The sequence below is a fragment of the Pseudomonas sp. GV085 genome (assembly GCF_003050925.1).
GTDB lineage: Bacteria > Pseudomonadota > Gammaproteobacteria > Pseudomonadales > Pseudomonadaceae > Aquipseudomonas.
Map to the genome: position 1 here is coordinate 127,688 of NZ_QAOV01000015.1, position 12,205 is coordinate 139,892.

The following is a 12,205-nucleotide window of genomic DNA, read 5'->3' on the forward strand; positions in this document are numbered from 1 at the left end:
CCTTAGTTGCACGTCTTGAATTTGGTTTAAAGGTTGTCTGCAGGGGAGTAGTGACTCCCTTGAAAGTAATCAAAGGGCAGTGCACGTGCCAGTATATGGCTAGCAGCATGCTCGACTCTGTCCGCTATAAACGAGACTTTTGTGTTGTGAGTGAGCATGGTCATACGTTCGTGGAGACGATTGAATAGCTCTGGGTTGCCACTGAGCTTGAGGCTCAAGTCCAGAGAGGCGGTGGAGATCTTTATATAGTCGAATAGATTCAGGGTGGTAAAGATTTCGGTACTTTCATCGTCGATGTTGTAGTCGTCGAGCGCGATTTCTATGCCGTGATCTTTCAACAGATATACGTTGTGAAGGATTTTCTTTTTTTCTGCGAAGCTGATAGCCGACAGGGGGAGCTCATTGAGCGCGACAACCAGTGTCTGGCCAAATTCGCGCAGAGCAGCGCCGGACTGTATCAGCTCTTCCGTGAGTGCAGAGTTGGCGAGATCTGATTGCCCTACGCAAACAAATCTACGGCTCAGGTATTTATTTCCGTTGGTGGTGTTGTGATCTTTCAGCGAGAAGGCCATCAGCCTGGTCTGCATCAGTACTTCACTGTAGATCCCACTCATCTGGTGCGCTTCTGGCGCACAGGATGCGGAAACGGAGTCGTCAAAATGTATTCTGATCTCGCTGCCAAACGGGCAGTCGTCCCGAGTGAGGATCAATTGTCGAGACAGGTAATGCTCTGCGTGACCGTAGAGTCGCACGCTCCCTGTTGCGTTCATAAAACAGAAACTCCCTTCTACATTAAGAATCAGGTTGTCGAGATCAGACCCCTGATTAAACGATATCCATGCCCACGAATACTTTGAATGGCGTTGCTGCCATACATGCCTTTTATTTTGCCGCGAAGGCGACTGATCGACTTTTCCAAGGCTCTTGGGTCATAAAAATTTATATTCAGCCCCATGATCCTGGCGATTTCATCATGACTCAATATCTGGTTCTTCGTTTGAGAGAAAGCCTCAAGAATTTTCATTTCCGCAAATGAGACGTCCAGCTTTTTATAGTCGCCAATCAGGCACATGCGAGTGGGGTCCAAAAGCAGGTTATGCTTTTTTTGCCATTCTGGACTGCTGAAAAACTCGGACAGTGCGTCAGTATTTTCGTCGGCAGAAGTGTCGCAATTAATACAGTAGTCCGCCCCGGCAAGATAATATTTCATCTTGTTGTAGGTGCCCCTACCGGTGATAGCGATGAAAATTATTGACGCCAGATTTTCGGCGCGAATGTTTTCTACCAGGGTGAGGCTCTCAACAAACGCCTGAGGGCTGTCGATAACGATAAAAATTGCACGGTATGAATTAGAATTCTTGTTTCTTTTGAATGAGTTGCTATAGCACATTGCATCAACGGCAATATCCTTGCCTACGTGGCTTGCGACTAATTCCCTAAAGCCCTCAGCTAACGTGTGGGTTCGCCCAATGGTGAGAACACCTGTCTCCTCCTTCACGTCGCTGTGGCCTGTAGTCGTTAATTTCCCTGTAAGCATCATGCTTTGACTCGGATAGGTGCTGGCATTCGAATGTTAAAGCACCAATTCTCGCTTGTGACTGACAATTGGTAACATTTCACTGTTTTTTCAGACGGCCGTCTCGTTTTTTTAACATTACCGGTGATTCTGACGTGATCGTTTGCCCGCTGGTGGTTCGAGGTGCCTAATGAGCGGTGGCATTCTCGTGGGGTTGATGAGGTATAGCATTGTGCCATCTATTGGTCCAATGCCCCGTATTTTCGCAGCCATATGACCGCGCATGTCGCTAAAGTTTCAGCCACCTCACTCTTTTTTATTGGGTGTCATGAGGCGGTAGGGTTTTGTTGTTTCAAGTGCGATTTTTAGCTCTTGTCTGGCTCGTCACTCTCGAATATTAACCGTTATCTAACGTTGGTATTGGTGGTGTCGCCCATGGACATTTCATAACATTGAGTTTTATTAATCGGCCTGATGCGCTTTACTATCGTGTTGGCGTTGAATTAGTGCGAAGTCGACGCATGGGTATTTGTCGTTGAGGGGGCTTAATGGATCTTTGGACAACCATCACAGTGTTGATTTTAGGGATGGTCGAAGGTCTGACGGAGTTCTTGCCGATATCAAGTACAGGGCACCAGATTATCGTCGCAGACTTGCTCGGCTTCGGCGGCGAGCGAGCCATGGCCTTCAACATCATCATTCAATTGGGCGCGATCCTGGCGGTTGTCTGGGAGTTCCGCCGCAAGATTCTCGAGATCGTTACCGGCTTGCCGACCCAGCGCAATGCACAACGTTTCACCTTGAATCTGTTGATCGGTTTTCTTCCGGCAGTGGTCCTGGGGGTGTTGTTCGCCGATAAGATCCATGAGTATCTGTTTAATCCAATCACAGTTGCAGTGGCATTAGTGGTGGGTGGCATCATCATGTTGTGGGCCGAGCAGCGCAAACATGTGGTGTCTGTCGACCATGTTGACGACATGCGCTGGACCGACGCCCTCAAGGTTGGTTTCGTGCAATGCCTGGCGATGATTCCGGGCACCTCGCGCTCTGGGTCGACAATTATCGGTGGGTTATTGTTTGGCCTGTCGCGTAAGGCTGCCACGGAGTTTTCGTTCTTTCTGGCGATGCCGACCATGGTCGGTGCCGCCGTGTATTCAGGCTATAAGTATCGGGATCTGTTCCTGGCCAGTGACTTGCCGGTGTTTGCGCTGGGTTTCGTGACGGCGTTCTTTTTCGCCATGATCGCCGTGCGTGGTTTGCTCAAGTTTATCGCCGCCCACAGTTACGCCGTATTCGCCTGGTACCGGATCGGATTCGGTTTGCTGATTCTGGCAACGTGGGTATTCGGTTGGGTCGACTGGACCGGGGCTGCAGCGCACTGACACTCGCACCAGGCTGCAGGAGATGCAGCTTGGTCGCAGGGAAGCGGCTAACCGTTAACGCCCCTCAAGCAGCTCCGCCGCTTGATCCAGCAACGCCAAAGGCTCTTTGGCCTTGTGAATATCCACCGACAATAACTGCCGAAACTTGCGCGCCCCCGGGAACCCGGTGCCCAGCCCGAGCACATGCCGGGTGATGTGGTGCATCGAACCACCTGCAGCGATGTGCGCCGCTATATAAGGACGCAACTGCGCCAGCGCCTCAGCCCGGCTGATCACCGGCGCCGTGCTGCCGAACAGCTGCTGATCCACCTCGGCCATCACATAAGGGTTGTGATACGCCTCACGGCCGAGCATCACGCCGTCGAACGTCTGCAAATGCTCGTGGCAGGCCTCCAGTGTCTTGATCCCGCCGTTCAGGATAATCTCCAGCTCAGGAAAGTCCGCCTTCAACCGCGCCGCCACGTCATAACGCAGGGGCGGGATGTCGCGGTTTTCCTTCGGCGACAACCCCTCCAGAATCGCAATCCGCGCGTGCACGGTAAAACTGGTGCAGCCGGCCTCGCGTACGGTGCCGACGAAATCACACAGTTCTTCGTAACTGTCGCGCCCGTTGATCCCGATACGGTGCTTGACCGTCACCGGAATCGACACCGCATCACGCATCGCCTTCACACAATCGGCCACCAACTGCGGATGCCCCATCAGGCACGCGCCGATCATATTGTTCTGCACCCGATCACTCGGGCAGCCGACATTCAGGTTCACCTCGTCGTACCCGTGCTCCTGCGCCATCCGCGCGCAGGCAGCCAGGTCCAGCGGGACACTGCCGCCGAGTTGCAGGGCGAGCGGGTGTTCGGCTTCGTTGTGGCGCAGGAAGCGGTCGTGATCGCCGTTGAGCAAAGCACCGGTGGTGACCATTTCGGTGTAGAGCAGGGCGTTTTTCGACAATAGGCGTAGGAAAAAGCGGCAGTGTCTATCGGTCCAGTCCATCATCGGCGCGACGGAGAAACGGCGGGAGAGCGGGGCGGGTGTGGCGGTGGTTACGGACATGAGGGATCTGGAATCGGTGAGGCTGGGAGGTGAGGGAGTTTATCAGGAATGGGCTGATGGAGCTTGGGCATGCCTTAATGCCGATCAGTTAAGCCGAGGCACTGAACCCGTGGCGAGGGAGCTTGTCGGATCGCCGCACCGTCCCGCTGGACTGCGCAGCAGTCCCATTTTGGGGGCCGCTTCGCGCCCCAGCGGGAGCAAGCTCCCTCGCCACAGGTTAATCAGTGCTGGTCGATCCCTTAACTGATCGGCATTAGGGAATGCCTCAGGACGATTGGGCAGCTGCTGGGTGTTGCGTTGATAACATCACGAAAAAGTAGGAAATTTCCCTCAAGTCGCGTCCCCATTGCCCATATTGCCCTCCCACTGATCACCCGGCTAACCTCCCTCCGTCGCTGCAAATTCAGCGACAAGGGTGTGGAAGCCCTTCACAAGATCTAGGCGCACAGGGCGCCACCTAAATTTAAGCAGGCGCTTTTTTCATGTCTGCTGTTAAATTATGGCGGCTGTGCGCGGGGCACTTTCGAGTGCGTCGGGTTCCTAGATCCCCGGTCTTCCACACCCGTGCACAGCTGCCACCCCATCATGTGGAAGTGATGCTGGCAGTTCCTTTGGTTAATTCTAGGAACGAAAACCATGAAAAAGATCACGCCTGACCCTCCGGAAAGCGCAATGGCTTCCGATTCTCTCGATCTTCCTCAACTATCCGCTGACTCTCAGCGGGTGGTCAGCAAACGCCTGCGAAACCCGAATCACGCTGATCCCGTCTGCCATGTGTTCACCATTCTTCCCAACGTCGACACTGAAACGCTCCTGTGTCATGCCTGCGAAACCCTCGCCTCGTTGAACGTCTTGACCACTGACCTGGCTTGCAAGCTCGAAGGTTCAACCCGCAGTTTGGCGCTGTCGATTCAGCAACTGGCGGTGGTGGGGGAGTTGTTGGTGAATCGAGCCTTGGACAATGTCGATCCGCAAGGCAATGGGAGTGAGATATCGCCAGGTGCACACGGTTCCTGAACCAACGCTGTCGCCCCACAAAATTTCATGATCCCCGGCATAGACAAGGCATAGGATGATGGCCATATGTCATTTCTCCCGCGCCTCAACTCACAGGAATAAAAAAATGATCGCAAACCTCGTCAAAGTCTCGCTGATAGCCGGTGCTTTGCTGTTGAGCGCCTGTTCGGGTGTGAGCTCCCATAGCGATTATTCGACCGACACGGTGCAGCCGGCCGGTTTTGGTCCGGGGCCGACCAACAGCAATGCCGCCAAGATGAATTTCCATGGCAGCGCGCTCGGCAATAGCTTCGGCGAGTACAGTTCAGGATTGCTGCACGACGATTGATACGCGGTCCGCAATGAAAAAAGGGCGCTCCCACGGGAGCGCCCTTTTTTGTGCGATTTGCAAAACTTTTGCAACCCCCCCCCACTCAAAACGCCAACTCGGCGCCCACCTCCAGGTACTCGATCTTCTTTTCGTCGTGCCCCTCCTGATAGTGCTTTGTCATCTTCTCGTCCGCGTGCCCCATTAGCGCCTGGATGTACTCCTGCGGGAATTTCTGCTGCTCGTACAGCCATGCCCCCAAAGCGCGAATCTCGTGAAAAGTGGGGCGCTCACCGGCCGGCACATGGTCGTAGGTGTGCGCCGCGTCTCGGGCCTTGCTGAACTCCTTGGTCAGGTAGTCGGGCGTCACTGACGTCCAGTGGTCCTTTGCGTCGATCTGCTCGCGGCGTCGGGCCTTGGGCTTGTAGTGGATCAGGTATGGCGACGCCAATGGCGACCGTAGGCATTCGCCGACAACCTCGCGCAGCGCTGTGCCCATGGTGATCTTCAGGTGAACTGGGTTGTCGTAGCCCTGGGTCTTTCCGGGCGACACCGTCAGCGTGTTCTTCTCCATGTCTGCGGCTGACTTCAACCAGGTCACGATGTCCTCTCGGCGCTGAAGGCCGGCCAGCGCCAAGCGAATAGCTTGTTTCAGCCATGGCGGCGTTGTCGCGGCATCGATAATCGACTTCAATCCTTCGAGCGTATGCCGCTGGCACTTCTTCTCTGCTTCCTTCTTCACCAGGGTCAGTTCGGCGTTGTTACGCTCGGCCAGGCCCTTGGCCACGGCGAAGGCAAAGATCTGGACCCAAAGCCCACAGTGCTTGGTGTAGGCGTTGTTGCTGAACTGGTCCAGGTACTCGGCCATCGCGAGCACGTCTAATTGCCCAATCAGCCGGTCGCCCAGATCCTACCGATACCGTTCGAGCTTAAACTTGATCTCCTCCAGGGTGCACGCGGCATAGTCTTTGTCCGGCAACCACTCGTCCGTGAATCGCTGCAGCAGGTTGCTCACGATCGGCAGCCGGTCGCCGGTCAATACGGCGAGAAGCGATCCATCATCCACGACCAGTTCCACGAACTTCAAGTTTGCGGCCCTGGCCAACTTGATCGCTTCCCCCAGCGGGCGGTTGATGCTGGTCATAACTCCAGTGACGGGGTTTCGGTACCGCCAATACTTACCATTTGGTTAGTGGATGGTGGCTTCCTGCTGGAATCAACCGAGCCTATCGACTGGTCAGCGCCAGAGGCCTACCGGGTCGGCATTAGCCGTCCTGATGGTTCTCTCTCCGGTCCCTTCCCAGTCACTTCGATTGATGAATATCACCTGTAGATCGCCGATCTGGACTTCGTTCCGGACACCAGCATGACCATGGAACTGCCCCGGCTTCTGGTCGGCCCGGCAAGCAAGTGGGCTTATCCGGTTCTGGTCAATAGCTCATCTCCATCCAACGGCAACGTGGCGTTGAAGGGTATGCCCTACGACGATCGCGTTTACACCTGCGACAGCGCTACAGCACCATAAGGGCGACACATGATCCAATATCCGGAAGGTCTGCCGCTCCCGCTGAGGGAGGGGTATGGCTTTGATCCTGTCAGTCCGATGAAAAGTACGCCACTGGTGACCGGAAGGAAAATCCGGCGCCGCGCTTATCGGAACGTACCGACCAGAACTTCTGTCACTTGGTTGCTCAGTGCTTCCGAGGCGCAATTGTTCGAGGGCTGGTTTGAGCGCGTTCTGATTTCTGGAACGCTGCCATTTGAGTGTCCACTCAAATCACCGCTAGGGCTCGAAAACTACCAGGCGAACTTCGACGACATATACAGCGGGCCAGTATTGGTTGGCGTTGATTATTGGCGGTTTGCCGCGGAACTCTGGCTGCTCAAGCGCCCCCTCATAGACGCCGAGTGGGTGGTAATTGCTCCAGAGTACGTCCTCTATTCCAGAATCTTCGACAGAGCGATGAATCAGGAGTGGCCTCGCCACTTCGACGAATAAATGCCCAGTGATGGCCAGCCCAGGTCTTCACTAGCATATGACATCCCCACCGGTATACTGCCGTCCATTCCCGTTTCTAGGATTGGTCGTCATGGTTAATCGCCGGCAATTATTAAAAATCAGCGCCCTCGGCACCGCATCGTTCGCGGCGCCGCTGGCGTACTCTGCGAGCAACATAACCATGGCCTACAACACCGGCAACGCGATTGGCTCTACTTCCCCTAAAGACTTGTCTGATAACGCCCGCAACCTTGATTATCTGGTCAACGGTGAAGATCTCTTCCATCCAGATCGTAAGGGTGTACCACGCAAATCGTGGAGGGGGATGGAGAGTGAGCACAATGCCGACCAAATTCGACGAGAGTCGGAGTTTGACGCCGACCAGACTCGGCGAGATTCCGAGTTTGATGCCGATCAAGCTCGCCGCGAGTCTGAGTTTGATGTTGTTCAATCCGAGCGACATACGGAGTTCGATAACGACCAAAATAATCGAGAAGTCCAGTTCAACAACTTCATGGGCGTCAGTGGTTTCGAGCCGCCGATTACCTACGCCGCCGGCATTATCCTGGACCGAACAACTAAAACCGTCTCCTACCTTGGAAATGAATATAGGGCGAAAGGCTCGTTTATCCCGCTCACAACAAGCAACTGGGCGGCGGATGAGCCAAAGCTAAAGATGATTGGGGATGATTCGCTTCGTCAGGAGCTAGCCGCACCAACAGGTGCCGACAAGTCCGGGTTTCAGAGTTCCTCCGCCCCTGGGGTGGTGCGAACCGCCAAGGACAAGTTGAATGAGACATTCAGCGCATTAGATGCCGGGCTACCTGCTGGATCATCGGACACGCTGCGTACCGCAATGGCTAACGCAAGCTATTTACAACCTATGCTGTACGGTTCATACCGGCGCATAAACGGCGTTCTGTCCACTGATAGCGTCTCAGACGAAGCAAACTTTGCAGGTCAGGCGCTTGGCGCTGACGCCACTACCGGCTGGGTAAAACACCATTACACTGACGGCACCATGATGCAGATGGACAACGTCGGTAATGGTACAGCCCTCGTACTTAAGAACGCCCACAATCCTACACGTCGTTCGGATAAGCCATCTAATTATGTAGGGGGCGGTACGTTCATTTCGCTAAATGAACACGACTACGCCGCGGGGTATAGTAAAGGGCTCTTCTACATATCCAAAGCTGCCGAGTTCGTGTGGACAGGAGTTAAAAGTACCGTGTCTTTTCTGCAAAACAAAGCCGAAGACGCGTTGTTTGCCTTCCAAATCAGGACGACATATGCACATATTTACCTGTGGAGGGTATTGAATGCGGGCGTGCAGGTTTTCTCGATAGAGAACGACGTTACGAACACTCGGGCGGTCCTTAGAGCCGGGTCAGGCCAGACTAGCGGCATGCTGCTTACGACTGACGCTGGCCGATTGCGACTGGACTGCGCCGGCTCTTACATCGAGGCGGTCAAGCCTATCAGGGCACCGACTGGCAATCTTATTTTGAACACAGTTGAAGTGAATAAGGCAGTGGAGGTACAGGTCCCTTTTAAGCCGAGAGGTTACTCCACAGCCGCAGATCTACCATCGGCAGCCTCGTTCGTGGGCTGTTTAGCTCTCTGCGGAGGAGTACTTGTTTACTCCAACGGGGGAGTCTGGAAGTACGTTCGTGATGACGCTGCGGTCGTATAATGAGACGCTCCATCATTGATAGTTGAGCAGTAATCAAGTATTTATAGCCTGCGCCTGCACGGTTTTTTCAGATCGGTTGCCTTGTTTTTTGCTTTATTCTATATCCCGAGACTGAGCGGTTCACTACAATAAGGCTTGCTTTTTAAGTAGGTAGCTGTTAGGGGTGATTTTTGGGGCGGGATGTGCTTTGGAAATATTTGTTGTTTGCAATAAATATATAAGCAATTAATTGTAGATATTCCAAACTATATTAAAGGAGTCTAAATATGTTCCAGAGAGTTGTAGAGTTTTTAATAAATTTCAAGTATTTTCGGTGGGTTACATCTCGCTTGTTACGACTATTTTTTGTAGATGTTCCACGCTCTGTAAAAATTAATGGTTGGATAACTACTCCACATGGAGGTATGGGGATTGTTATACATCCAAATACAACAATCGGAAAAAATGTAAAAATATATCAACAAGTCACAGTAGGTCGGGCGGATATCCATAATTTAAAGCCGAGTTCTGATTTTAAAGGATTCCAGATTGGTGACGATGTCATCATATGCGCTGGTGCGAAAATACTTACTAGTACTGAAATTAAAGTGGGGCGTGGCACAATAATTGGAGCAAACTCAGTGCTGACTAAAAGCACTGGAGTGAATGAAATATGGGCGGGAATTCCAGCTAAGTTCATTAAACATAGATAAGCGAGTAACACAGTCTGTTTCATTGCTCGGCCACCTACATGGATCAAGCAAGATTTAGCTAACGCTGAGTGCAAGGACAGCCAATTTCCTACACTTGCCCAACGAAGCTGCTGTTGAGCAGGTATTTTTTGCACTGATAAAGATATGGCTGCAACTACTGCAGATCCTCCCGAATGCCCGCCCAGTCGCGGGCTTTTTTGCGCTTGGAGAAAACTATGCCTGTAACAGATAAGGACCGAGACATCCTCGCCCGCACCTTGTGGGGCGAAGCTCGCGGCGAAAGCCTGGTTGGCCTGATCTCCGTCGCCTGGACCATCTGTAACCGTGTGAACGACGGCAAACCCAAATCATGGTGGGGCGAGGGCTATGCCGGTGTGTGCCAGAAGCCGTATCAGTTCAGCTGCTGGAGCAAGAACGATCCGAACTTCGCTTACCTGAGTGGCGCCAAGCAGATTCCTTTCCGCGAGTTCGCCCAGGCGCAGATCGCCGCTGACCAGGTAATGGCCGGCAAGGTGCCGGATCCCACCGGTGGTGCCACTCATTACTACGCAACCACCATGCCCTGGCCACCGGCCTGGGTGAAAGGCGCCAAAGAGACGCTGAAGCTCGGGCGCCACATTTTCTTCAAGGATGTGCCGTGAGCCTCGCGGCACTGAAGTTTGCGTTTTACCAGGTCGCGCTGAAGGTGCTGGCCTGAACCTTTCCCAACACCCGAGGCAAAAAATATGCAACTGATTAGTAATTGGAAAGATGCTTTGAAGATGTCCAGCGTTCAGGCTGGCGGTGCGATTGCAGCGCTGGGTATTGCTGAGCAGCTGCTGCCTCAGTTGCAGGCGGTACTACCGCCTGCAGCCTATGGCGTTCTGGGTATTCTGGTGATGCTAGCAAGGGTGGTCCTGCAGCCTAAGCTGAGTAACTAGGGGAGGACTGGCGCGAGCTCAAAGAATTGGCGCTATCACCGGCGACGGCGATCAAGGACTGATCACCTTGATCGCGTGCCAATGTTTCGTGAAAGAGGTCTCAGCCATGAACCAGAGACTTAAAAACTCATTCGGGATTTATTGTTTGGGTAAGGCAGTAACCACGACTTCTTACTGAACGGAGGAGGTTGTCTCCATTAGTTAACTTCTTGAATTTCGCTTGCAGTCTACTGAGGCACATGGGCAATCCTTTGTAATTATAAGGGTCCTTATTTAACTTCATAAGGATTTCCTCGTTGCTAACAACGCGCTCCTCGCTGCCTATTAATAAGTCAAGTACTACGCACTCCATGCGAGTTAAATTGATAATCGTTAGATTGTTAGAAAGCAGGCGTTGGGGTTTGTTGAATGCCCAAGTTTGTAACTTTGGCATATTGATGCGATCAGATACACACGTAGAACCGCGCTGGTCGATCCAGGCAGCAACCTCATCGATAGTATGTCCGAGGACAATAAAGTCTTCATCGGAAGGGTTGAGCGTGGCGGGGGTTAGATCTTCTGGCATAGCGCTTCCTCCATGCACAGGAAAAGCGTAGCCCAAGAGGTGCGCCCACTGTAAATAGACGGCGAAAAAAAACCCCGCATGGGGGGGCTTAAAGGGGTCGAACAAAAAGGTTCGGTGCTGATCCGTCAGCAGAGGTCAGTTTAGATGGGCGTTGGCAGAGTGCTCTGACGGAAAATAACGCAGCGCCTGGGTCGCTCTCAATCGTTCATCAGTTCGGCGATTCCGTGCATGATGACCTTCAAGTTCTCATGAGTTTCGTTAATGAGTTGCGGATTCTGCCTGTGTCATCGGTGGAGCCGTGCCGCTGCAAAGGGGCCATGCCCAGTAGTGATCGGGGGGCGCGTCGAGTAAATAGCTCACTCGGGCGTCATCAGCACCGCAAGCGTCAGCTTGATGAACTCTTCATTTTTATCGATGGTGTCCAATGCGCCGCGGACGTTATCGGCGATATCGGCCGCGCCGCGTTGCTCGACCCAGTTCGAAAACTCCAAGATGGCGGCCTCCAAGGCGAGCTGGTTTTCGTTGATCTTGAACAGCAGTGAAGGGAGTAGATCTGAATTTGGCATGTACTAATTCTCCGGTGACGAAGAAAGCGTAGCAGGGGCAAACTAGGGGCTTGGGGTTTAGGTCGGCAGAACGCCTGGAAATGATGGCACTACTGTAGGAATATACAACGCTAAGTTATTGATTCTTATAGGGGGGTGTAGCGGTTTTGAGAGTATTGATAAAAGCAAATTTTCTCTTATAGATCGGTAGCTTATGGTGGTTTACCGGTCACCTTGACATGGTGGGGGTCGTTGGTTCGAGTCCAATCGCGCCTACCAAACAAAATCCGCTCTGCTGGGCGGTCTAGAAGGGCTCACCGAAAGGTGGGCCCTTTTTTGTTGGTGCGCCAGGCATGGCGCGTTGCGCGAAGCGCAACCAGCTTGGCTGTGGTGGCCTCGCTGGTGACTTGGAGGTGTAAGTCCTCTACACACCCGGCAAGGGGAAGTGTTAGCCAGAGGCAAGGGTGTCGCGGGCGACTGCGAATCTGAAGGAAGCCCGAGGCAAAATGCTGGCCT

At 53.2% G+C, this 12,205-nt stretch carries 15 protein-coding genes and 1 pseudogene; 9 read left to right on the top strand and 7 right to left on the bottom strand.

What is annotated here, in order from left to right; all coding sequences use genetic code 11:
• Positions 1-26: 26 nt before the first annotated feature.
• Together C8K63_RS26005 and C8K63_RS26010 are read right to left on the bottom strand one after the other, a co-directional pair.
• Positions 27-770: an EAL domain-containing protein gene (locus tag C8K63_RS26005; RefSeq protein WP_108219280.1), complete on the bottom strand. Its 744-nt coding sequence runs from the start codon at positions 768-770 to the stop codon at positions 27-29.
• 29 nt (positions 771-799) lie between these two features.
• Positions 800-1,540, bottom strand: a complete 741-nt coding sequence (locus tag C8K63_RS26010; protein WP_178086794.1) for a winged helix-turn-helix domain-containing protein — start codon at positions 1,538-1,540, stop codon at positions 800-802.
• Between the two features lie 524 nt (positions 1,541-2,064).
• On the opposite strand from C8K63_RS26010, the gene C8K63_RS26015 reads away from it, so the two are divergent.
• The gene (locus tag C8K63_RS26015) at positions 2,065-2,898 is read left to right on the top strand and encodes an undecaprenyl-diphosphate phosphatase (RefSeq protein ID WP_108219281.1); all 834 of its coding nucleotides are present in this window, start codon (positions 2,065-2,067) and stop codon (positions 2,896-2,898) included.
• Positions 2,899-2,952: 54 nt separating this feature from the next.
• Here C8K63_RS26015 and dusA read toward each other — a convergent pair whose 3' ends face one another.
• Positions 2,953-3,948: a tRNA dihydrouridine(20/20a) synthase DusA gene (gene dusA, locus C8K63_RS26020; RefSeq protein ID WP_108219282.1), complete on the bottom strand. Its 996-nt coding sequence runs from the start codon at positions 3,946-3,948 to the stop codon at positions 2,953-2,955.
• 636 nt (positions 3,949-4,584) lie between these two features.
• Here dusA and C8K63_RS26025 point away from each other — a divergent pair.
• Together C8K63_RS26025 and C8K63_RS26030 are read left to right on the top strand one after the other, a co-directional pair.
• Positions 4,585-4,965, top strand: a complete 381-nt coding sequence (locus C8K63_RS26025; RefSeq protein WP_108219283.1) for a DUF6124 family protein — start codon at positions 4,585-4,587, stop codon at positions 4,963-4,965.
• Positions 4,966-5,071: 106 nt separating this feature from the next.
• Complete coding sequence (locus tag C8K63_RS26030) at positions 5,072-5,293, top strand: hypothetical protein (protein ID WP_108219284.1); 222 nt, start codon at positions 5,072-5,074, stop codon at positions 5,291-5,293.
• 85 nt (positions 5,294-5,378) lie between these two features.
• Here C8K63_RS26030 and C8K63_RS26035 read toward each other — a convergent pair whose 3' ends face one another.
• The gene (locus tag C8K63_RS26035) at positions 5,379-6,140 is read right to left on the bottom strand and encodes a tyrosine-type recombinase/integrase (protein ID WP_256594996.1); all 762 of its coding nucleotides are present in this window, start codon (positions 6,138-6,140) and stop codon (positions 5,379-5,381) included.
• A gap of 42 nt (positions 6,141-6,182) precedes the next feature.
• Positions 6,183-6,443 (bottom strand): annotated as a pseudogene (locus tag C8K63_RS31020) (recombinase XerD); the annotation flags it as partial.
• Between the two features lie 195 nt (positions 6,444-6,638).
• On the opposite strand from C8K63_RS31020, the gene C8K63_RS30540 reads away from it, so the two are divergent.
• The 6 genes from C8K63_RS30540 (at position 6,639) to C8K63_RS26065 (ending at position 10,579) form a co-directional block, all read left to right on the top strand.
• The gene (locus C8K63_RS30540) at positions 6,639-6,797 is read left to right on the top strand and encodes a hypothetical protein (protein WP_178086795.1); all 159 of its coding nucleotides are present in this window, start codon (positions 6,639-6,641) and stop codon (positions 6,795-6,797) included.
• Between the two features lie 9 nt (positions 6,798-6,806).
• Positions 6,807-7,271: a hypothetical protein gene (locus C8K63_RS26045; RefSeq protein WP_108219285.1), complete on the top strand. Its 465-nt coding sequence runs from the start codon at positions 6,807-6,809 to the stop codon at positions 7,269-7,271.
• Between the two features lie 91 nt (positions 7,272-7,362).
• Positions 7,363-8,967: a hypothetical protein gene (locus C8K63_RS26050; protein ID WP_108219286.1), complete on the top strand. Its 1,605-nt coding sequence runs from the start codon at positions 7,363-7,365 to the stop codon at positions 8,965-8,967.
• 266 nt (positions 8,968-9,233) lie between these two features.
• Positions 9,234-9,659: a serine acetyltransferase gene (locus C8K63_RS26055; protein ID WP_108219287.1), complete on the top strand. Its 426-nt coding sequence runs from the start codon at positions 9,234-9,236 to the stop codon at positions 9,657-9,659.
• Between the two features lie 215 nt (positions 9,660-9,874).
• Complete coding sequence (locus C8K63_RS26060) at positions 9,875-10,300, top strand: cell wall hydrolase (RefSeq protein ID WP_108219288.1); 426 nt, start codon at positions 9,875-9,877, stop codon at positions 10,298-10,300.
• Positions 10,301-10,384: 84 nt separating this feature from the next.
• Positions 10,385-10,579, top strand: a complete 195-nt coding sequence (locus C8K63_RS26065) for a hypothetical protein (protein ID WP_108219289.1) — start codon at positions 10,385-10,387, stop codon at positions 10,577-10,579.
• Between the two features lie 127 nt (positions 10,580-10,706).
• Here C8K63_RS26065 and C8K63_RS26075 read toward each other — a convergent pair whose 3' ends face one another.
• Entirely contained in the window at positions 10,707-11,144 is a 438-nt protein-coding gene (locus C8K63_RS26075; protein WP_108219290.1) for a helix-turn-helix domain-containing protein, read from the bottom strand.
• A 356-nt stretch (positions 11,145-11,500) separates the two neighbouring features.
• Positions 11,501-11,710 carry a hypothetical protein gene (locus tag C8K63_RS26080; protein WP_108219291.1) on the bottom strand — a complete coding sequence of 70 codons (210 nt, stop codon included), beginning with the start codon at positions 11,708-11,710 and terminating at the stop codon, positions 11,501-11,503.
• Between the last annotated feature and the right edge of the window lie 495 nt (positions 11,711-12,205).

Coding starts and splice junctions, on each gene's coding strand:
- C8K63_RS26050 (WP_108219286.1), top strand. CDS start 7,363: ATGGTTAATCGCCGGCAATTATTAAAAATCAGCGCCCTCGGCACCGCA.
- C8K63_RS26035 (WP_256594996.1), bottom strand. CDS start 6,140: ATGGCCGAGTACCTGGACCAGTTCAGCAACAACGCCTACACCAAGCAC.
- C8K63_RS26045 (WP_108219285.1), top strand. CDS start 6,807: ATGATCCAATATCCGGAAGGTCTGCCGCTCCCGCTGAGGGAGGGGTAT.
- C8K63_RS26030 (WP_108219284.1), top strand. CDS start 5,072: ATGATCGCAAACCTCGTCAAAGTCTCGCTGATAGCCGGTGCTTTGCTG.
- C8K63_RS26055 (WP_108219287.1), top strand. CDS start 9,234: ATGTTCCAGAGAGTTGTAGAGTTTTTAATAAATTTCAAGTATTTTCGG.
- C8K63_RS26005 (WP_108219280.1), bottom strand. CDS start 770: ATGAACGCAACAGGGAGCGTGCGACTCTACGGTCACGCAGAGCATTAC.
- C8K63_RS30540 (WP_178086795.1), top strand. CDS start 6,639: ATGACCATGGAACTGCCCCGGCTTCTGGTCGGCCCGGCAAGCAAGTGG.
- C8K63_RS26010 (WP_178086794.1), bottom strand. CDS start 1,540: ATGATGCTTACAGGGAAATTAACGACTACAGGCCACAGCGACGTGAAG.
- C8K63_RS26060 (WP_108219288.1), top strand. CDS start 9,875: ATGCCTGTAACAGATAAGGACCGAGACATCCTCGCCCGCACCTTGTGG.
- C8K63_RS26075 (WP_108219290.1), bottom strand. CDS start 11,144: ATGCCAGAAGATCTAACCCCCGCCACGCTCAACCCTTCCGATGAAGAC.
- C8K63_RS26080 (WP_108219291.1), bottom strand. CDS start 11,710: ATGCCAAATTCAGATCTACTCCCTTCACTGCTGTTCAAGATCAACGAA.
- C8K63_RS26015 (WP_108219281.1), top strand. CDS start 2,065: ATGGATCTTTGGACAACCATCACAGTGTTGATTTTAGGGATGGTCGAA.
- dusA (WP_108219282.1), bottom strand. CDS start 3,948: ATGTCCGTAACCACCGCCACACCCGCCCCGCTCTCCCGCCGTTTCTCC.
- C8K63_RS26065 (WP_108219289.1), top strand. CDS start 10,385: ATGCAACTGATTAGTAATTGGAAAGATGCTTTGAAGATGTCCAGCGTT.
- C8K63_RS26025 (WP_108219283.1), top strand. CDS start 4,585: ATGAAAAAGATCACGCCTGACCCTCCGGAAAGCGCAATGGCTTCCGAT.